Genomic DNA, 19,135 nt, shown 5'->3' on the forward strand with positions numbered 1-19,135 from the left:
AAAGCAGGAGATACCAAGAGGTTGCTATGAATAATAATTTTAATAAAGTCGACATAGGCATTAGTGCTTGTTTGTTAGGTGACAATGTTCGTTTTGATGGCGGGCACAAAAATCTTATATTTGCCAATAAAGTTCTTAATCAGTATGCCAATTACCACAGAATTTGCCCGGAGGTAGGCATCGGCCTGCCGGTTCCCCGGCCGACGATCCGTTTAGTGGAAGAAAACGGTCAAACCTATTTACGTGATAGTAAAACGGGTCTGAATGACTACACCGAAACAATGCGTCAGTTTAGTCTTCATAAATGTCAACATATGGCGCATTTAAACGGTTTTATTGTCACCTCTAAATCCCCCAGTTGTGGCATGGAAAGACTAAAAGTTTTTGATGTTGATGGTCACCAACAGCATAAAAATGGGGTGGGTATTTTTACCCAAACCCTAATGGAACAACATCCAAATTTACCGGTGGAAGAAGACGGCCGGTTGAATGATTTACCATTAAGAGAGAATTTTATCGAGCGTGTATATACGCACAAAGACTGGCAAGAGAATGTGGCGGGCTCAGATGAAATTAAAGACCTTATTGACTTTCACTCACGACGAAAGTATCAGATTATGGCACATAGTTATCAAGCTTATAAAAGTTTAGGTAAAGTGGTTGCCAACCATTCTAAAGCACCACTTGATGAGCTAAAAACAGAATATTTTAGTACGTTAATGCTAGCGATGAAAAATATTGCTACTCGTAAACGTCATTGCAATGTGATGCAGCATATTCAAGGGTATTTTAAAAAGCAGTTGAGCACTGATGATAAAGCAGAACTGACCGCGTTAATTATACAATATAAACGAGGCTTAGTGCCTTTACTCGCCCCATTGACTTTAATTAAACACTTTTTAAAAAATTATCCAAACAATTATTTAGAGCAACAAACGTATTTTAACCCTTATCCGTTAGATATGGGGTTAAACGGTTAATGCACTTAGTCATTTATAGAAACGATTTACGAACCTATGATCATGCTGGTCTGGACAAGGCACTAGCAAGCGGACAGCCTGTGATTGCTCTTTTTCAGGCTTGCAGCAAACAATGGCGGCAACATGAGTTAGGCAATTATAAATTGGGCTTCATCTGGCGGCGTTTACAAGCTTTAAAACTCGAATTAAAACAACTTAAAATACCGCTCATAATTAGTGAAGAACAAACCTTTAGCGCTGCAAACAAAGCACTCGAAAAGTGGCTGTCAAACACTCAATTCGAGCATTTGCATTATAGTTGTGATTATGAGTTGAATGAACGCCGCAGAGACGAGCAGATTAAAGTTCTAGCTCATAGGTATCAGGTGGTTCCGCACGAGCACCATGACTCGGTTATTTTTGCACCTGATGAAGTGGTTAAAGCAGATGGTGACATGTATCAAGTGTTTACGCCATTTAAAAAACAGTGGCTTAAGCAACTGAATCAAAATTGGCCTCAATGTTATGCTAAACCTAAACCCCAAAGTCATGCGGCTTGCCAGCAAGCCGAAGCGGTAGCGGCAAGCTACCCATTAAATGAATTTAGTGATCCCGCTAAAAAGTACGCACAGCAGCTTGCAAACTGGTCAGCAGAACAAGAAGCTGTTTTACAGCAGGCTGCATGTTTTTGCCGTGAACAAGTTGCAGATTATCAAAAACAGAGGGATTTTCCAGCACTGGAACAAACTAGCCGTTTGTCAGCCGCTTTCAGTCTTGGCATATTATCACCACGACAAGTCCTGAATCGATTGTTATTAGAGCAAGGAGATAGGGTATGGCAGCCTGATTCAGGGCCCGCGGTTTGGCTAAGTGAGTTAGTGTGGCGAGAATTTTATCGCCACTGGGTTGCGCTGAATGACACTATTAGTATGGGCCAAGCAGTCAAAGCGGAATATAACAATATTAAATGGCGTTATAACTCTGCGGACTTTAAGGCTTGGTGTGACGGCCAAACAGGCTATCCTATAGTAGATGCCGCCATGCGTCAGTTGAATGAGACGGGGTGGATGCATAATAGATTAAGAATGATAGCTGCTAGCTTTTTAGTAAAGGATTTGCAAATTGACTGGCGTTGGGGCGAAGCTTATTTTTTACAAAACTTAGTAGATGCTGATTTTGCTGCAAATAACGGTGGTTGGCAATGGAGCGCTTCATCAGGGTATGACGCAGCACCCTATTTTAGAATTTTTAATCCGACCACGCAAAGCGAGCGGTTCGACCCGAGAGGCCGCTTTATTCGCCGGTTTTGTCCAGAACTGGCAGAAGTACCTGATAAATACATCCACCAACCCGCCTCTTATAAATCAGAATTTGCCGGCAAAACCTATCCGGCTGAGATAGTGGTTCACAAAGAGGCCCGTGAAAAAACCTTAAAAATATATAAAGACGCGCTCAACAAAACATTAAAATGAGGCCACTATGGTTCAGAGTCATCGAGTGAATTATTTTTTTTCTGTTTATCAATCATTAAGTTACGAAACACTGGAACAACTCAATTTGATTTATTCAGACCACATAGAGTTTATTGATCCACTCCATCATATTCAAGGGCGTGATCAGCTCAGACGGTATTTCGCTTATATGTATAAAAATACGATTAGTAGCGAATTTAGCCAAGGATCGGTAGTCGAAATCCAAGATACTGCGGTAATTGAATGGACCATGAGGATCAAGCACAAAAGTTTAAATAATGGAAAACAAATAGCTGTTGATGGCATCAGCAAACTTATTTTTGAGGGTGACAAAGTCGTTTTTCACAGAGATTATTTCGATTTAAGCCAGTTTTTGTTTGATCAATTGCCGGTTGTTAGACGTATTTCAAGATATGTTAAAAACAAAGCGGCAAAGTATTAACATGATAAATCAAACCGTTCTGATAACGGGTGCAACGTCTGGTATAGGTCAAGCATTAGCCTATTTATACCATCGCCAAGGTTTTAATGTCATTGCGGTGGGCCGCAATCCCGATAAATTATTCGAGCTAGATCAAAAGGGCATAGATACCATTGCCTGTGATTTAGCGAATAAAAATGAAATAGATAGGTTAACTAAAAGGTTGCAGCAGTTAGACGTGACGCTCAATCTAGTAATTTTGGCAGCAGGTGGCTGCATCTATTTGGAAGAAAATAAATTTTCTGCTGACACAATAGAAAAAAATATACATGTTAACTTAACCACGACACTTAATTGCATAGAAGCTTTATTACCCCAGCTTTGCCGTCAACAGTCAGAAAAAAAAGCTTGTTTGGCGGTTGTCGGCAGCCTAGCGAGTCAAATGCCATTTACACTCGCCGAAGGGTATGCTGGCAGCAAAGCAGCGGTGGCTTATATTACCGATTCCCTGAGAGTAGATTATGGCGACCAAATTGATGTTTGTTTAATCGAACCCGGCTTTGTAGATACGCCGCTGACGCGTCAAAATAGCTTTGCAATGCCAGGGCAGATTTCGGCAGAGCAAGCCGCAGTCCGTATAAAAAATGGTTTAGATAAACGTAAAATGCATATCGCGTTCCCAAGACGCCTAGCATGGCCATTAAAAATAATTCATTGTCTGCCGATCCAACTGCAGCACTTCCTTTCCCGCAAGCTAGCCAAAAAGTAGCTGGTTTTTTATTGAGCACACATTATGAAAATAGCGATTATCGGTTCAGGTATCTCTGGGCTGTTTGCATGCTGGGCACTAAATAAACAACATCAAGTCACACTGTTTGAGAAGGACACCAGGTTAGGGGGGCATACAGCAACGCACGAATTTGAGTTTGCCGGAAAACAGTATGCGATAGACACAGGGTTTATTGTTTTTAATGATTGGACTTATCCTAATTTTAATCGATTTATTGATCATTTAGGTGTCACAGCTGAAGATACTGAAATGAGCTTCAGTGTTAAAAATAGTGAAACCGGATTGGAATATAACGGGCATAATTTAAATACTCTATTTGCACAAAGACGACAATTAGCCAGCCCCAAGTTTTATCATTTTTTATATGAAATTACCCGATTTAATAAAACGGGTAAAAGCTTATTAGCGAACCAAGATCCTGATCTAAATTTGTCTCTGGGGGATTTTCTAAAAAAATACCGTTTTTCAGACTATTTTGCACGTAACTATATTTTAGCGATGGGCGCGGCCATATGGTCTTCGGGATTAACGGCCATGCAGGCTTTCCCACTGCATTTTTTTATGCGCTTTTTTAATAATCACGGTTTGTTAAATATTTCCGAGCGGCCGCAGTGGAAAGTGATTAAAGGTGGCTCACAAAGATATATCGATGCGATGCGCCCAGCGATAGAAAAAAATGTACGTTTAAACAGTCACATATTATCGGTAAAAAGAGAGCAAAATCAGGTGGTTCTTCAATTTTCTGATCATCAACAAAGTTATGACCAAGTAATTTTCGCTTGTCATTCTGACCAAGCATTGTCTTTGTTAGCGGATCCGAGTGTGTCGGAACAAGCGATTTTGTCAGCCTTGCCGTATCAGAAAAATCAGGTGATATTACATACGGATACAGCTTTGTTGCCGCAGCGAAAACGGGCTTGGGCAGCTTGGAATTATGCACTGACTGCAGCAGATCCAGATTTTCCTACGTTGACTTATAACATGAATATTTTGCAGAATATCAAAAGCGAACACACCTTTTGTGTGACGTTAAACCAAACAGCTCAGATTAAAACTGAATCAATCTTGGCAAAATTTGAGTACGCGCATCCTGTTTATAGTAACGAGAGTATTCTTGCGCAGCAAAAACGTAACCAAATTAACGGGCTTAACAACACTTGGTATGCTGGTGCCTACTGGTACAATGGTTTTCATGAAGACGGATTAACAAGTGCGCTGGATATTGTGCGGGCGATGGGAATCGAGCCGCTATGAGCCAGTCTAATTTTAACAGTGCAATCTACTATGGAAAAACTTGGCACAGGCGCTGGTCACCTAAACCTCATCAATTTTTTTATAAATTTTTTATGCTCTGGTTAGATCTGGATGAGTTTGAATTACTCAATCGTCAGTTATTTGGGTTTTCATCCAAAGGGATAAGCTGGGGACGATTTAAATTAACCGACCATTTTAATGACGAAAAAGATGTTAAAAAAGCGGTCATGGCAAAAACCAAATCTTTAGGCGGCGAATTACAGGGTGATGAAAAAATATATTATTTGGGACATCTACGCTATTTAGGCTGCTATTTCAGCCCGTTAAATTTGTATTATATCTTCAGCCGCAATGGCGAACTTGCTTATCTATTAGCAGAAGTCAGTAATACACCCTGGAATGAAAAACATTTTTATTTATTAAAAAATACGAATGGCCGTTTCGCTCACACCAAAACATTTCAGGTGTCTCCGTTCAATCATCAAAAAACTATGTATCAGTGGCAGTTTAACTCGCCTTGCGAACATTTGAGTATTGAAGTTGCAAATTATGCCCAGCACAAAAAATATTTTGCCGCCGGAATGCAGTTAACAAAAAAGCCTTTGAATCAAAAAAATTACCTCTCACTCTTGATCAGATTCCCTGTCATGAGCGTATCTATCTTGTGTGCCATTTACTGGCAGGCATGTAAGACATGGGTAAAAGGCAACCCGTTTTACGGGTATCACAAAGCGTATAAAAAGAGTGAAAAATAAAATGGCCGAAGCGCAAATAGGCAGTCGACTTTCGCAAGCCAGTCTCTGGCAAAAATATTGCCGAAGTCAAATTTTAGACAGGTTGGTTGAGTTGCCGTCTGGTTTTTTAAAAGTTAAAGAAGCGGGTGAGGTGTTCTATTTTGGTGATGAGTCTCAGGATCTTCATGCGGAAATCATCATCAATGATATCAGCTTTTATTCACGTATCATTTTGGGCGGCAGTCTCGGTGCTGGTGAGGCCTACATGGAAGGGCTTTGGTCATCGCCAGACTTAACAAAAGCGGTTCAGTTGTTTGCTAAAAATCAGGCACTTTGCGACCAAATTGATTCAGGTCTCGCACGGTTTTCAGGCCCGTTGCGCCGTATCGGCCACTGGTTTAATCGAAATACTAAAATAAACGCTAAAAGAAATATTTCAGCGCATTATGATCTGGGCAATGATTTTTATCAGCTGTTTTTGGATCCTTCATTGATGTATTCAGCTGCGGTTTACCCCACTCAAGACGCTAGTTTAGCAGAGGCATCACAATATAAACTAGCGTTAATTTGTCAAAAGCTGGATTTGAAAGCCGAACATCATTTAATTGAAATTGGTACAGGGTGGGGAGCAATGGCTATTTATGCGGCTAAGCATTATGGCTGTAAGGTGACCACGACCACTTTATCTCAGCGGCAGTATGAATATGCTTGCGCGCAGGTCAAAAAAGCCGGATTAACACAGCAGGTTAGTGTACTCAAACAAGATTATAGGGATCTCACCGGTCAGTACGATAGATTGGTGAGCATTGAGATGATTGAAGCCGTTGGTGCTGAATACTACAGTGATTATTTTTCTAAATGTTCGAGTTTGCTCAAAGATGATGGCCGCATGTTGTTGCAAGCCATTACGATAAAAGATCAAAGATACGATTATTATTTAAATAATGTTGATTTTATTCAAAAGTATATTTTTCCTGGTGGTGCTTTGCCTTCTTTGCAGGTGATGATGGCACAGACAGCTGGGCATACCGACATGTTGGTCTCTGAGGTGACTGATATAGGTTTACACTATGCCGACACTCTGGCCGATTGGCGAACGGCTTTTGTCAGCCAAATTGAAGCCGTCCGCAAATTAGGTTTCGAACAAAGATTTATTCGCATGTGGTTATTTTATTTAGCTTATTGCGAAGGCGGTTTTCGCGAACGTGTGATCTCCACTGTTCATTTTGTGGCAGATAAACCTTTGTATAGAGCAACTGTAGAATGAACAAACTGACTTTTTTGGTTAGTGTATTTTTGTTGAGTGCGTCTCTTGGTACCTTTCAGGCTGCGGCAGAGCAGCCGTTTTGGAAAACTCAGCCAGCGTTAGGAAATGCGCGCCTATCAGTGTTATTTTGGGATATTTATGACGCTTGGTATTTTCGCAGTCAAAACGAACAAGCACTTAAACTCACCTACTTGCGTGATTTTTCGAAACGCGCTTTAGTCAAAGAAACCGCTTCACAGTGGCAACGGATGTCGCTCCTACATCCACTCAATAACGTTTGGTTAGCGCAACTGGAAAACATGTGGCCGGACATCGATAAAGGTGATACGTTAGTTTGCCATTTAAACCCTCAAGGTCAGAGTGTTTTTTACCACAACGGTAAACGCATAGGACAAGTTGATGACCCGGATTTTGGCCCCCAATTTTTGTCGATTTGGATAGGGCCTGAAGCTGAATATCAATCGATCAGAAAACAATTATTGAACCTATCGCCTTAAACTCAGACTAACGTAAGGAATTGTTACCGGCACTTGTATAGAAGCAGCGTTTTGATACGCTCACCAATAATAAACTTCTTATGGAACTAAACTATGTTAAAAACTTTTCGATTTACATGGATAGGTTTATCAGCCAGCTTTTTAATGGCTTGTAGCAATGAACCACCACAAGGTGCTTGGCAATTGGATAGCCTTTTAGGCGACTCTTTGCTAAAAGAAAGTAAAATTACCTTAGAGTTTGCTGAAGATGAACGGGTTTTTGGCAATAGTGGATGTAATCAATATACAGGAAGCTATCGTTTCACCGACGGTAAGCTCGATGTTGGCCAGTTGGCAAGCACTAAACGTGCCTGTGTTGGGCCAGTGATGGAACAAGAAACTAAGTTTTTAAAAGCACTTGAAAATAGCGTAGAATTTAAAGAACAAGCGGGTCAAATGTTGGCTTATGATGCCGATGGGAATGCCTTATTTGTTATGTCTTCTGCCGAATAAAAAATAATGGCTTGCAGTTTGTTTGCAAGCCATTTTAGTGGATGGGTGTCGGTTTTAATTTAACTTAAATTCGTCAAAAAGTTTTACCTCTGAATCGCTATCCGCAACATCAAATACATAGCTTTTAACGGTGCCAGAGGCTGTATCTAAAATAGAAAATACGGTTAACTGGTTAGACGCCACAAAAGGTAAATTTGGATAGTCATTGTTTTCAGCATCCATAGGGCTAAACAGGCTTGGGTATTGCATTGCGCGCTCGTGTGGGTCGCCACTGGCTGGATAATCTGATTTTAACCAATGAGGATTGTTTTGTTCGAGTGCTTGCCAAAAATCAGCATAACTACTGCGAACATTTTTTTGATAGACCCCACTGGTATCATCAAAGTATGCGCCATATGAGTTACCCACATTCGAAGTTTCTAGATAATTTAATGAATCTACTTTAGCTCGGTTCCATACGTGTGAGTGGCCGACATGCACTAAATCAACACCCTTTTCAATGAGCAGAGGTTCAATATCGTTTAACCAGATATCTTTGTTGAGTGGGTATTGGTAGCGGATTTCAGACAGCTTATCTAACTTAGCTACCACTTGTTCTTGCCATTGTTGCTGACTTATCGGCATGGATAATTCAGTAATAGTTTCTTCACCCTGGGCACTTGTTTCTACTAATTGCATAATAGGGTTAGTTAACACAGGCACACTATTGTCGCCTAAACCAAAAACACTTTGGTGAGCCATTAAAACCTTGTATTTTGAGTTTTGAAACGCGTCTGAGTTAAGTGTTTCGACGAGCCAGTTATATTGAGTTGATCCTTTATCAAAACGCTCAAATAAAAACTCACCAAACCCCCATTGTTCTGGGTTTTTCAATTGGCTTAGCTGTTCTACAAACTTGCTTTTATTATTGCCACTGACTGACCAAGCGCGCCAAATTCTGGAAACATTCATTGAAATGATAAAAACATCGCCAAACTGAGTTGCATAATAAGACTCACCTGCTGGACCGTCATCGGGAAAGCTAAAAATATCTAAAAAACTCATTTGGTTGTGCGATTGATCCTGAATCCAGGTTTTTTTAACCAAGGGATCATTTGTTGGGTTGATTTGCTCTTTAAGATTCTGATAGGCAATTTCAGCATACCATTTAGGCTGAGGGTCATTAAAGGCTGCATTAATTTTATAATCTTCAGATGGCTGAAAGCGGCCCATGACTTCATGGTTACCAATGGTGCCAAATAAAGGTGCATACTGAAGAATCGCGCCGCCCGTATACTCTGATTCAGGCATATACTGTTGGTAACGGCCTTGTAAAGCTGGAAAAAAGGCAGGCGCGTCGTTTTTGGCTTGGTCAAACCATTCAGAAGCGCGATCAGGTATATTAACAAAGTCACCGGCAAATAAAACAGCATCGGGGTGGCCAATGGTTTCAACAACTTTTTGGTAATTAGCAACGACGTTTTTCTTCGATTGCAGGTCTGAGGTTAATAATATTTTTAGGCTGCTGCCGGAAGCGGGGGCAGGTGTAAGTGAATAACTCCCGCTGGCAAATGTTTGGCCCGCTTGATCTATGCTACGAACAAAATAAGTTTCCCGTTGACCAGCCGTTAAATCACTCGCGACTGCCTCGTGGCGGTAAACCGTTCGAAACGTGGCGTTTTTGTATTCTTTTCCTAATTGCCGTGAGTCAGCATCTTCCATCATACGTGTAAGTTTAGTGGTTGTCGCATCAACCACCTGTGATCCTGCATAAATAAGTTGATGTTGTTTGCCTTTGAAGTTGGTAAACCAAACCACGTTGACAGAGTCAGAGCTTGGTTTTTGTAAAAAGGGTTCAGTTAATAAACTATGTTCAGGGTTAGACGGCTGTGGGTTTTGAGTGTTGTCAACCTCAATACTAAGATTGCACGCCGATAATATAAAAGCCGTTAAAAGTATTAGAAACTGTCGGGTGTTCATTATTCTTTCCTCCTCAGGGGGGGTATTTTTAAATTAAAAGCCTGGTCGGTTTCAGTTAAGCAAAGTTAAAATGACAGTCTCTAGATTAAGGTTTATTAATGAAACTTTGTTTACTATCTAATGACGCTTAGCTGACTAAAAATCAAAGTAAAAAAATTTAATTTTTAACTATTGTATTTCCCTAAATTAGACATATTATGTCTTTGTCGGTTTCTATCTAGGAGCAACTCAATGCAACGAATCATATTATTTTTGTTAACCAATTTAGCCATCATGGTGACCTTAGGTATATCCATGAGCATTATTTTTAATCTGTTTGGTTTATCGACCCAGAACATGTCAGGTTTGTTGGTATTTGCAGCCATTTTTGGTTTTGGTGGCGCTTTTATTAGCTTGTTAATGTCTAAATGGATCGCAAAACGCTCAACCGGTGCTAGAGTTATCGAAAGGGCCACCACTGGAACCGAACAATGGCTGTTAGATACAGTGGCCAGACAGGCAAAAGCGGCAGGTATTGGGATGCCAGAAGTGGCTATTTTTGATTCGCCCGAAATGAATGCTTTTGCGACGGGTGCGAATAAAAATGAAGCCTTGGTGGCAGTGAGTACCGGGCTGTTAAATAATATGAATCAGCAGCAGGTTGAAGCTGTACTCGGCCATGAAGTTAGCCATATTGCTAACGGCGATATGGTGACCTTGACTTTGATTCAAGGTGTTGTAAATACGTTTGTTATATTTTTAGCCCGAGTGATCGCTGGTATTATTAATAATGCCTCGCGTGGGAATGATCAAAATTCTGGTTTAGGCGGCGTAGGTTATTTTGTCACTGTTTTTATATTAGAAATTTTATTAGGCATATTAGCCAGTATGATAGTGGCATGGTTTTCACGCCGGCGCGAATTTAGAGCGGATGCGGGCGGTGCAAAATTAGCGGGACAGCCTTCTATGATCAGTGCGTTAGAAAAGCTCAAACAAAGCCAAGAAAGCCGATTAGAAGGCAGTATGATGGCGTTTGGCATCAATGGCAAGGGCAAACTAATGAACTTGTTAGCGAGCCACCCACCACTAGATCAACGTATTCGGGCGCTAAAAAGCACCCGATAACTGGATAATTTTGTGATTTATTGGTCGGTTAAACTATTAATGGCTAATATATCATCGTCGGTTAGCCGGCCAGAGGCACTTTTTAGTGCAACAATCGCCCGAATATAGTCATAACGGGCGGCTGCTAAACTGCTGCGGGCACTATATAACACCTGTGTGCTATTGAGGACATCGACGATGGTGCGGGTGCCCACTCTAAAGCCAGCTTGTGTTGCATCCAGTGCGCTTTCGGCAGAAATGACCGATTGTTTGAGCGCATCAATACGTGCGTTTGCCGCTTTAACATTGTTATAAGCACTGCGCACATTTTTAATCACGCCGCGGTGAATTTGCTGCAAACCCTGCGCCGAAATAACATATTGTGCAGCTGCTTGTTTACTGGCAGCTGTGACCCGACCACCGGTATAAATAGGAATATCGACAGAGACTGTCCAAGCCAAACCATCACGCTGGGTATTTAAAGTTTGCATGGCACCAGTTTGTGAGTTAACCACTTGCCCTTCGGTATCCGCCCATGAATAATTGGCAGAAAAATTAGCGTTTGGTAAATGACCTGCTTCAGCAATGTCTATCTCAGTTTTGGCAATTTGCATTGCTAATTTTTGTTGTTGGATTTGGGGATTACTGGTTTCGGCTAACTTGAGCCAGTCGGTGACTGCCTGAGGATCTATTTTGGGCGGCGTAAAATCATCGGTTTTTAATGGATCTATTTCGATATAATATTGGCCGGTAATTTCACGAAGGTTCTCACGTGCTAATTCGATTTCGTTCTCGGCGCTTATTTCTTCGGCTACCGAAGCGTCAAACTGAGCTTGGGCTTCATGCAGGTTAGTGACGGCTGCAATACCCACTTTGAGCTGTTCTCTGGTTCGTTCAAGCTCTCGCTGAATGGCTTCTTTTTCAGCCTGCACAAAGGTTAAATTGTCTTGTGCCAACAAGAGATCTAAATAGGCATTTACAACTCTGTTTATTAAATCATATTGGTTTAATTGCAGCACATAACGACTTTGTGCAATTTGTTTGTCAGCTTTACTCAAGTTTAACCAATTGTCATGCTGGTAAATGCTTTGCACCAAACCTATAGTTGCAGCGGTTTGCTGTTGGTTTTGCAAATTGTCATCTGAATAACTCAAGCTGCCATTGATTTGCGGTAATAGGGCGGACCGAGATAAATCGTCTAACTGCTCAGCGGCTCTAAATTCCGCCTCAGCTTGTTTTATGAGTGGGTCTTGCTCTTTTGCCAGTTGGTAAACTTGAACTAAATCGGCGGCTTTGAGCTGGGTGCTGAAACATAGTCCAGCCACAATAAGTGCTAAACTTTTAACTGGGCTTTTCATTAAAGCTGTATCCTTATTTTAAAAAGACAATCACCCGAGTATAACCACATGGTATACTCATGATATGCAAAACTCTGTGCGATAGGATAACCATGCCAATAAAAAAATCAAAACTACCTTACAGTTTTAGTCAAAAAGATTTGCAAATAACGGCGAAAAAAGAGTTATTTTCACGATTTTTTAAAATTTCTTTGATTACTTTTAAACATCGCTTGTTTGCTGGCGGTTGGTCACAGGAAGTTCAGCGCGAATTATTCCAGCGCGGAGATGCAGTGGTGGTATTACCGTTTGACCCAGTCGCTGATAAAATAATAATGTTGGAACAAATTCGCATTGGTTGTATCGAAAATGCAAACCATCCTTGGTCTTTTGAATTTGTTGGCGGCATGATTGAACCCGGCGAAAGCATCCAGGCAGTGGCGGAGCGAGAAACATTAGAAGAAACTGGCATGCAATTGCAGGCTATGATACCTGTGCAAAGCTATTTAACGAGTTGTGGCGGTACCAGTGAGCGAATCCATGTTTTTATCGGCCGGGTCAATGCCGATGAGGCCTCTGAAATATGCGGTTTGCCGGAAGAGCACGAAGATATCAGGGTACATGCTTTTGACAGTCAAATGGTTATGCAATGGTTGGATGAAGGACTTATTGAAAACGCCTCACCACTGATTGCACTGCAGTGGCTGAAGTTAAACTTTGTTAAAGTACGTCAACAATGGCGAGAGAAGAGTGAATAAAGTCGCAAAAAAATACATTCCAGATATCGCATTAATGAACCGAGTATGTGAGCAAAATTATTTTTTGCTTAGCGGTTTAGTTAGTAATTGGCGATTAGATCATATTGAAGCCTTTGAAACTGGCCCACAAGCGGTTTTTCAAATTCGTGTTCAGCATAGTAGTCGTTTCACGAATGAGATTGAAATGCGCCAATTATCTAATAGCATGCCGGATATCATGCAACCCAAAGTGCGCATTCGAGTGTATCATGACGCAAAAATGGCTGAAGTGATTGCCAGTCAAAATATGACCCGTATTCAACCGAGTTATATTTATCCTAATCCGCATATGCATCAACCAGACGAAAAAATGCAAATAAACCAATTTTTATACGATTGGTTAAGTTATTGCCACGAGCACGGTATGGCCTTACCAGATCAGGTATTTAGTTAATGTCTGTGACTATTGCTCAAGTAACTGATTGTCATTTGATGGCGGAACCAGAGGCCTTATTTTGCCAAATTAATCCGGCTGAACGTTTGCAAAAAGTATTGGCTGACATAAAAAACTTGCCAAATACGCCGGATTTTATTGTTTTTACCGGTGATATAGTGCAGCAAGAAACTGCTGAAAGTTATCAGCTTTTTGCCAATATAGTCGCTAACGCAAAATTACCACAAAAAAAATTTTTATTGCCTGGTAATCATGATTTGCCTGCTGAAATCGCTGCGTTGAAACGTTCTGAATTGTTTGTTGATAGTGATCACTTCAGTGCTTCAGGTTGGCAGTTTTTATTGTTAGACAGTTACCTTGAAGAGGGGCGAGGTGCTGGAAGCGTGGATTGCACAGTTTTAAATAAACGGTTAGAACAGGCTGATCATAGTGCTCACCTGGCGCTCTTTGTGCATCATCATATCGCTGAGTTTAAAAGCTTTATCGATAATTACCCGTTAAACAACGCTTTAGAGCTGCGCCAGGCAATCGCCAAAATAGAAAATTTTAAAGGGCTTTTTCATGGCCATGTACATGCCTATCAACAAGGTTTAACCGATGGTATTGCTTGGTTTGCCTGCCCTGCCAGTTCAGTGCAATTTGATCACCAAGGAGATAAAAACTATCTGCCAGATTTTGGTTATCAAGTGATCAAGTGTCAGGCTGATGGCAGAATACAAACAAGCGTGCGCTGGTTATAATATGACAACAAAAAAGATTATATATTTACATGGTTTTTTAAGCTCACCACAGTCGATGAAGGCTGAGCTAACTAAACAGTGGTTTTACACCCATTATCCTGATATTAAGTTAATTATTCCGCAGCTAGCAAATGAGCCCAATGCGATCAGAGCACAACTAGAAGCACTACTTCACAAACATAAAAATCAGCTGATAGGATTTATCGGCAGTTCTCTAGGAGGCTTTTTAGCGGCTTGGTGTGCCCGGCAGAATAATTTGCCGGCAGTGTTGATAAATCCAGCCGCTTACCCTTGGCGATTATTAAATGAGTATTTAGGTCAGCATACCAACCCTTACACTAAACAAACCTTTTTCGTTACCGAGGATTATAATCAGTCGTTAAAACAGTTTGATTGTTTACCTAATTTGCAAACGCTAATGGTTTTATTGCAAACTGGCGACCAAACATTGGATTATCGTGAAGCCGAACAAAAATATCAGGGCTGCAGTATGCAAGTGATCCCAGACGGTGACCACGCTTTTATTAATTACCAGGATTATTTACCTAAAATCAGTCAATTTTTATTGTCTAAATCGAGCTAAAGTATGACACAAGAATATAATGCACAGGCAATTGAAGTATTAAGTGGCTTAGAACCTGTCCGTCGTCGACCGGGCATGTATACAGATACCACACGCCCGAATCATTTAGGGCAAGAAGTAATAGATAACTCAGTTGATGAGGCGATGGGCGGTCATGCCAGTCAAATCAAAGTTATTTTGCACCCAGACCAATCCCTCGAAGTTTCCGACAATGGCCGTGGGATGCCAGTTGATATCCACCCAGAGCAAGGGGTACCAGGGGTAGAGCTGATTCTAACTAAGCTGCACGCAGGCGGCAAATTCTCTAATAAAAACTATGAATTTTCAGGCGGTCTGCATGGTGTTGGGGTTTCGGTTGTTAATGCGTTATCCACGCGAGTTGAAGTGACGGTAAAAAGAAATGGTGTTGTTTATCAAATTGCGTTTGAAAACGGCGATAAAGTTTCAGATCTTAGTGAAATAGGCACTTGCGGCAAAAGAAATACAGGCACCTCAGTGCACTTTTGGCCCGATGCAGAATTTTTTGATTCTGCAAAATTTAGCTCAGCCAAGCTAAAACATGTGCTAAAAGCTAAAGCTGTGCTTTGCCCTGGCCTTGAAATTGAATTTCAGGACAAAGTCACAAACGAAACACATAAATGGTGCTATCAGGATGGCCTGCAAGACTATTTAATGCAATCGGTAGAAGGTTTTGAAAGTTTGCCCAAAACGCCTTTTGTCGGAGAGTTTAAAAGTAAAACCGAAAGCGCTGAGTGGGCCGTTACTTGGTTGGTTGAAGGGGGAGAAGGTCTCTATGAAAGTTATGTCAATCTTATCCCAACCGCTCAGGGCGGGACTCACGTAAATGGTTTGCGGCAAGGTTTGTTAGATGCAGTCAGAGAGTTTTGTGAGTTTAGAAATTTGATCCCTCGTGGCGTTAAATTAACGCCAGACGATGTTTGGGAGCGCTGCAGTTACATTTTGTCTGTAAAAATGCAGGATCCTCAATTTGCCGGTCAAACTAAAGAAAGGCTGTCTTCCAGGCAATGTTCTGCGTTTGTATCAGGTGTCGTGAAAGATGCGTTTAGCTTGTGGCTGAATGAACATACGGATATTGCCGAACAATTAGTTGAAAGTTTTATCGCTAATGCACAAAAGCGAATGCGCGCGGCTAAAAAAGTGGTGCGCAAAAAGATCACCCAAGGTCCTGCACTGCCTGGTAAGTTGACTGATTGTACCTCGCAAGAGTCGTTACGTTCAGAACTTTTTTTAGTAGAAGGTGACTCGGCTGGTGGCAGTGCCAAACAAGCAAGAGATAGAGAGTTTCAGGCCATTATGCCGCTGCGCGGCAAAATCTTAAATACTTGGGAAGTTGAATCTGGTCAGATTTTATCATCGCAAGAAATTCACGATATTTCAGTTGCAATCGGGCTGGATCCGGACAGTCCAGATTTATCTGGTTTACGTTACAACAAGGTGTGTATTTTGGCTGATGCCGACTCGGATGGGCTTCATATCGCGACGCTGTTATGTGCACTGTTTACCCGTCATTTTAGACCGCTAGTTGAAAACGGGCATGTTTATGTTGCTATGCCACCGCTGTACCGAATTGATGTTGGTAAAGAAGTTTTTTATGCGTTAGACGAGGATGAAAAAAATGGGATTTTGGATCGCATTGAAGCTGAAAAGAAACGCGGTAAAATTAATGTGCAGCGTTTTAAAGGCTTAGGGGAAATGAATCCTTTGCAGCTACGAGAAACCACTATGGACCCTAATACAAGGCGTTTGGTCCGCTTAACGATTGATGAAAATGAGTCGACACAAGAGTTAATGGATATGTTGCTGGCCAAAAAGCGCAGCTCAGATCGTAAAGCTTGGTTAGAGAGTAAAGGCGATCAAGCCGAGATACTGGTTTAATAAACTTTGATATAAATCTGGCAGTTTTAAAAATATCAGCCACACTGTGTATAGGAATTAAGCTGTTTTTCCTGATTCAACTGGGTAATACGCAATGGCTTATGACTTATTTCTAAAACTGGCGTCAGGAGCACGGCCAGCATTGCGTTTTTCAATGCGTGCTCCGGAGCAGATTTATGATAGATTTTTACACATGGAATACCCCAAACGGCCGTAAACTTTCTATTATGTTCGCTGAAACAGGTTTAGCGTACCAGCTAAAACCTATTAATATCCGTAAAAGCGAACAAAAACAGCCTGAATTTTTAAAAATTAATCCTAATGGTCGTATCCCAGCACTTTTTGATCATGAAACGGGTCAACGTGTATTTGAATCTGGCGCAGGGTTAATTTATTTAGCTGAAAAATCGGGGCAATTTTTTCAACAATCACAAAAACAAGAAATCCTTAGTTGGTTGTTTTGGCAAGCGGGGGGATTAGGCCCTATGTTGGGCCAATACAATCATTTTAAGTCGCTGAAAGATAAACAAGCGTATAGCGAAAAGCACTTTCTCTGCGAAAGTTTTCGTTTGCTTGCGGTAATGGAGTGTACCCTAAAAGAGCAGCCTTATCTTGCCGGCAAGGAGTATTCTATTGCCGATATTATGTGTTATCCATGGGCATCCTCGGCAATGAAAGGATTTACCCAAAGTCACCCGCAACATGTTCAAAATTATCCATTTTTACAAGGTTGGTTAAATCAAATCCGGCAACGTCCGGGTGTTCAACAAGGCAATGCTGTACTTGCCGAACTGAGTCAATCTCTTTATTAATTATTTTTCGTACAGGATCCAATCATGAAAAAAGTCATTATTGTTGGCAGTATATTGGTTGTTATTAGTCTAGTTGTGCTTTATTTTTCTGGTTTTTTAGACGCTGAAGAACGGATTAGAGTCGCGAGCAACCCGCCCCAAGTGCAACCATTTAAAGAAATTCAAATGAATTTTACTCATCAGCCAGCGGAGGGGCGTTTTCCTTTTTTAGGTGGTGCTGCGATTGATGTTGATAGTGATGGTGCGATGGAAATTTTTGTTTCTGGTTCAAAAGGGCAAAACAGCGCATTATTCCAATTTAAACAAGGTGCTATGGTTAACATAGCTGAGCAAGTGAATTTAAAAACCACAGAAGCAGTGTTTGGTGCGCTAGCCATTGATATAGACAATGATGGGGCGACTGACTTAGTGACCGCTCAGCAAGATGGTCCTTGGTTGTATCATAATAAAAACGGTCGTTTTGTTGCTCAAAAAATCAATGTAGTTATGCCCAAAAATAGTTTTGCGAATGCGATAGCAACAGCAGACATTAATAAAGATGGCTTGCCTGATTTGTACGTGAGTAACTTTGTTGATGCGGCCAACTTTGTCACTGCAACGTTTAACGATCCTGACCATGCAAAACCCAACTTAATGTTATTAAATTTAGGTGATGGCCGTTTTAAGGACGTCACGGTTCAAACAGGCACCCAAGGCAGCCAAAATACGTTTGTGTCCGGTTTTGTGGATTTAGATGGTGATCGTTTACAAGATTTAGTGGTTGCAAATAATACTGGCACCGTAGAAATTTTTAAAAATCAAGGCGCTTTAAGGTTCACTAAAACGACTTATGAAAGTGGTTTAGGGTATTGGATGGGATTAGGTATAGGAGATATCGACAAGGATGGCGATCAAGATTTGTATATCTCTAATATTGGTTCGTCAATACCAGAGTCTTTAGTACGAGGTGATCTGACAGAGCAACAGGTCATCAAACTTGAATGGCTGTTATTACAAAATGATGGGGATATGCGATTTAGTGATGCTACTAAAAAATACAAACTTGATGGATATGGTTTTGCGTGGGGCGGCGTTTTTGAAGATGTTAATCTGGATGGAGAGTTAGATTTACTGGTCGCACAAAACTATATTAAGTGGCCTGGTCATAAAGTAAATAAATTACCTGGCAAAGCTTTTATTCGGTTAACCGGAAATGAACAAAATGGTTTTTATCATATGGATGAATTAGGACTGAATAATCTAAATTACGGTCAATCGGCACTTATCGCTGATATAAACAATGATAATCGGCCGGATGTATTTTGGTTGAATATGGCTGGCAAAGTTCGAGGGTTTATTAATCAGAGTCAAGTGGATGCTATCAAAGTATTAGTACCAGACCGAGCTGACTATCTTGGTGCCGAAATAAAAGCAACGTTTGCCGATGGTGAGGTGATTACAAAACAAGTAACTTCAGGTCAAGGCATGGGGACCGATTCTAGCCCGAATGTGTTTTTTGCTGTGCCAGCAGGGCGTGAAGTTGCCAGTATTCAAGTCATTAAAGTTGATGGCAGTGTCAAAACTTTCCCCTCCCCAAAAACAAATGCAATCTTGTATTTAAACTAAAGAGTATCTTAACGCCATCTATTACACTGTCCGGTGAATAGAT

19 protein-coding genes are annotated in these 19,135 nt (G+C 41.1%); 17 read left to right on the top strand and 2 right to left on the bottom strand.

The window, feature by feature from the left end; genetic code table 11:
- Positions 1–26 precede the first annotated feature (26 nt).
- The 9 genes from C727_RS0108105 to C727_RS0108145 all read left to right on the top strand — a co-directional run bounded on the left by C727_RS0108105 (position 27) and on the right by C727_RS0108145 (position 7,886).
- Positions 27–980: a YbgA family protein gene (locus tag C727_RS0108105; RefSeq protein ID WP_017445126.1), complete on the top strand. Its 954-nt coding sequence runs from the start codon at positions 27–29 to the stop codon at positions 978–980.
- Positions 980–2,431 carry a deoxyribodipyrimidine photo-lyase gene (phrB, locus tag C727_RS0108110; protein WP_017445127.1) on the top strand — a complete coding sequence of 484 codons (1,452 nt, stop codon included), beginning with the start codon at positions 980–982 and terminating at the stop codon, positions 2,429–2,431. The genes C727_RS0108105 and phrB overlap by 1 nt, the downstream gene beginning before the upstream one ends.
- A 7-nt stretch (positions 2,432–2,438) precedes the next feature.
- Complete coding sequence (locus tag C727_RS0108115; RefSeq protein WP_017445128.1) at positions 2,439–2,873, top strand: nuclear transport factor 2 family protein; 435 nt, start codon at positions 2,439–2,441, stop codon at positions 2,871–2,873.
- 1 nt (position 2,874) lies between these two features.
- The gene (locus C727_RS0108120) at positions 2,875–3,621 is read left to right on the top strand and encodes an SDR family NAD(P)-dependent oxidoreductase (protein WP_040459253.1); all 747 of its coding nucleotides are present in this window, start codon (positions 2,875–2,877) and stop codon (positions 3,619–3,621) included.
- A gap of 24 nt (positions 3,622–3,645) precedes the next feature.
- Complete coding sequence (locus C727_RS0108125) at positions 3,646–4,896, top strand: NAD(P)/FAD-dependent oxidoreductase (protein WP_017445130.1); 1,251 nt, start codon at positions 3,646–3,648, stop codon at positions 4,894–4,896.
- Positions 4,893–5,651: a DUF1365 domain-containing protein gene (locus tag C727_RS0108130; protein WP_017445131.1), complete on the top strand. Its 759-nt coding sequence runs from the start codon at positions 4,893–4,895 to the stop codon at positions 5,649–5,651. Before C727_RS0108125 ends, C727_RS0108130 begins: the two co-directional genes overlap by 4 nt.
- A 1-nt stretch (position 5,652) precedes the next feature.
- Positions 5,653–6,897, top strand: coding sequence for an SAM-dependent methyltransferase (locus tag C727_RS0108135; protein ID WP_051008736.1), 1,245 nt, complete (start codon positions 5,653–5,655; stop codon positions 6,895–6,897).
- A complete protein-coding gene (locus C727_RS18220) occupies positions 6,894–7,394 on the top strand; it encodes a chalcone isomerase family protein (protein WP_017445133.1) in 501 nt (166 codons plus the stop codon). The genes C727_RS0108135 and C727_RS18220 overlap by 4 nt, the downstream gene beginning before the upstream one ends.
- A gap of 93 nt (positions 7,395–7,487) precedes the next feature.
- Positions 7,488–7,886, top strand: coding sequence for an META domain-containing protein (locus C727_RS0108145; protein ID WP_017445134.1), 399 nt, complete (start codon positions 7,488–7,490; stop codon positions 7,884–7,886).
- 54 nt (positions 7,887–7,940) lie between these two features.
- On the opposite strand, the gene C727_RS0108150 is transcribed toward C727_RS0108145, so the two are convergent.
- Positions 7,941–9,845, bottom strand: coding sequence for a metallophosphoesterase (locus C727_RS0108150; RefSeq protein ID WP_017445135.1), 1,905 nt, complete (start codon positions 9,843–9,845; stop codon positions 7,941–7,943).
- Between the two features lie 231 nt (positions 9,846–10,076).
- Here C727_RS0108150 and htpX point away from each other — a divergent pair, with 231 nt between their 5' ends.
- Positions 10,077–10,949, top strand: coding sequence for a protease HtpX (htpX, locus tag C727_RS0108155; protein WP_017445136.1), 873 nt, complete (start codon positions 10,077–10,079; stop codon positions 10,947–10,949).
- Positions 10,950–10,966: 17 nt separating this feature from the next.
- Here htpX and C727_RS0108160 read toward each other — a convergent pair whose 3' ends face one another.
- Positions 10,967–12,286 (bottom strand): TolC family outer membrane protein, encoded by a 1,320-nt coding sequence (locus C727_RS0108160; protein WP_017445137.1) that lies wholly within the window; start codon positions 12,284–12,286, stop codon positions 10,967–10,969.
- Positions 12,287–12,378: 92 nt separating this feature from the next.
- Between C727_RS0108160 and nudF the strand changes: the two genes are divergently transcribed.
- The 7 genes from nudF (at position 12,379) to C727_RS0108195 (ending at position 19,092) form a co-directional block, all read left to right on the top strand.
- The gene (gene nudF / locus C727_RS0108165; RefSeq protein WP_017445138.1) at positions 12,379–13,023 is read left to right on the top strand and encodes an ADP-ribose diphosphatase; all 645 of its coding nucleotides are present in this window, start codon (positions 12,379–12,381) and stop codon (positions 13,021–13,023) included.
- Positions 13,016–13,456 carry a DUF1249 domain-containing protein gene (locus C727_RS0108170; RefSeq protein WP_017445139.1) on the top strand — a complete coding sequence of 147 codons (441 nt, stop codon included), beginning with the start codon at positions 13,016–13,018 and terminating at the stop codon, positions 13,454–13,456. The genes nudF and C727_RS0108170 overlap by 8 nt, the downstream gene beginning before the upstream one ends.
- Positions 13,456–14,196, top strand: a complete 741-nt coding sequence (locus C727_RS0108175) for a metallophosphoesterase family protein (protein ID WP_017445140.1) — start codon at positions 13,456–13,458, stop codon at positions 14,194–14,196. The genes C727_RS0108170 and C727_RS0108175 overlap by 1 nt, the downstream gene beginning before the upstream one ends.
- Position 14,197: 1 nt before the next feature.
- Positions 14,198–14,779: a YqiA/YcfP family alpha/beta fold hydrolase gene (locus C727_RS0108180; protein WP_026052631.1), complete on the top strand. Its 582-nt coding sequence runs from the start codon at positions 14,198–14,200 to the stop codon at positions 14,777–14,779.
- A gap of 3 nt (positions 14,780–14,782) precedes the next feature.
- Positions 14,783–16,675 carry a DNA topoisomerase IV subunit B gene (gene parE / locus C727_RS0108185; protein WP_017445142.1) on the top strand — a complete coding sequence of 631 codons (1,893 nt, stop codon included), beginning with the start codon at positions 14,783–14,785 and terminating at the stop codon, positions 16,673–16,675.
- A gap of 176 nt (positions 16,676–16,851) precedes the next feature.
- The gene (locus C727_RS0108190; protein WP_017445143.1) at positions 16,852–17,487 is read left to right on the top strand and encodes a glutathione S-transferase family protein; all 636 of its coding nucleotides are present in this window, start codon (positions 16,852–16,854) and stop codon (positions 17,485–17,487) included.
- A gap of 24 nt (positions 17,488–17,511) precedes the next feature.
- A complete protein-coding gene (locus C727_RS0108195) occupies positions 17,512–19,092 on the top strand; it encodes an FG-GAP repeat domain-containing protein (RefSeq protein ID WP_017445144.1) in 1,581 nt (526 codons plus the stop codon).
- The last annotated feature ends 43 nt before the right edge of the window (positions 19,093–19,135 follow it).

It is taken from the genome of Gayadomonas joobiniege G7 (assembly GCF_000300815.1).
Lineage (GTDB): Bacteria > Pseudomonadota > Gammaproteobacteria > Enterobacterales > Alteromonadaceae > Catenovulum > Catenovulum joobiniege.

Excerpts from the sequence above, each read along its gene's own strand:
- C727_RS0108175 (WP_017445140.1), top strand. The coding sequence starts at position 13,456 with ATGTCTGTGACTATTGCTCAAGTAACTGATTGTCATTTGATGGCGGAA.
- C727_RS0108190 (WP_017445143.1), top strand. The coding sequence starts at position 16,852 with ATGATAGATTTTTACACATGGAATACCCCAAACGGCCGTAAACTTTCT.
- C727_RS0108105 (WP_017445126.1), top strand. The coding sequence starts at position 27 with ATGAATAATAATTTTAATAAAGTCGACATAGGCATTAGTGCTTGTTTG.
- C727_RS0108115 (WP_017445128.1), top strand. The coding sequence starts at position 2,439 with ATGGTTCAGAGTCATCGAGTGAATTATTTTTTTTCTGTTTATCAATCA.
- C727_RS0108180 (WP_026052631.1), top strand. The coding sequence starts at position 14,198 with ATGACAACAAAAAAGATTATATATTTACATGGTTTTTTAAGCTCACCA.
- C727_RS0108195 (WP_017445144.1), top strand. The coding sequence starts at position 17,512 with ATGAAAAAAGTCATTATTGTTGGCAGTATATTGGTTGTTATTAGTCTA.
- C727_RS0108130 (WP_017445131.1), top strand. The coding sequence starts at position 4,893 with ATGAGCCAGTCTAATTTTAACAGTGCAATCTACTATGGAAAAACTTGG.
- C727_RS0108150 (WP_017445135.1), bottom strand. The coding sequence starts at position 9,845 with ATGAACACCCGACAGTTTCTAATACTTTTAACGGCTTTTATATTATCG.
- C727_RS0108125 (WP_017445130.1), top strand. The coding sequence starts at position 3,646 with ATGAAAATAGCGATTATCGGTTCAGGTATCTCTGGGCTGTTTGCATGC.
- C727_RS18220 (WP_017445133.1), top strand. The coding sequence starts at position 6,894 with ATGAACAAACTGACTTTTTTGGTTAGTGTATTTTTGTTGAGTGCGTCT.
- C727_RS0108145 (WP_017445134.1), top strand. The coding sequence starts at position 7,488 with ATGTTAAAAACTTTTCGATTTACATGGATAGGTTTATCAGCCAGCTTT.
- parE (WP_017445142.1), top strand. The coding sequence starts at position 14,783 with ATGACACAAGAATATAATGCACAGGCAATTGAAGTATTAAGTGGCTTA.
- htpX (WP_017445136.1), top strand. The coding sequence starts at position 10,077 with ATGCAACGAATCATATTATTTTTGTTAACCAATTTAGCCATCATGGTG.
- C727_RS0108120 (WP_040459253.1), top strand. The coding sequence starts at position 2,875 with ATGATAAATCAAACCGTTCTGATAACGGGTGCAACGTCTGGTATAGGT.
- C727_RS0108160 (WP_017445137.1), bottom strand. The coding sequence starts at position 12,286 with ATGAAAAGCCCAGTTAAAAGTTTAGCACTTATTGTGGCTGGACTATGT.
- phrB (WP_017445127.1), top strand. The coding sequence starts at position 980 with ATGCACTTAGTCATTTATAGAAACGATTTACGAACCTATGATCATGCT.
- nudF (WP_017445138.1), top strand. The coding sequence starts at position 12,379 with ATGCCAATAAAAAAATCAAAACTACCTTACAGTTTTAGTCAAAAAGAT.
- C727_RS0108135 (WP_051008736.1), top strand. The coding sequence starts at position 5,653 with ATGGCCGAAGCGCAAATAGGCAGTCGACTTTCGCAAGCCAGTCTCTGG.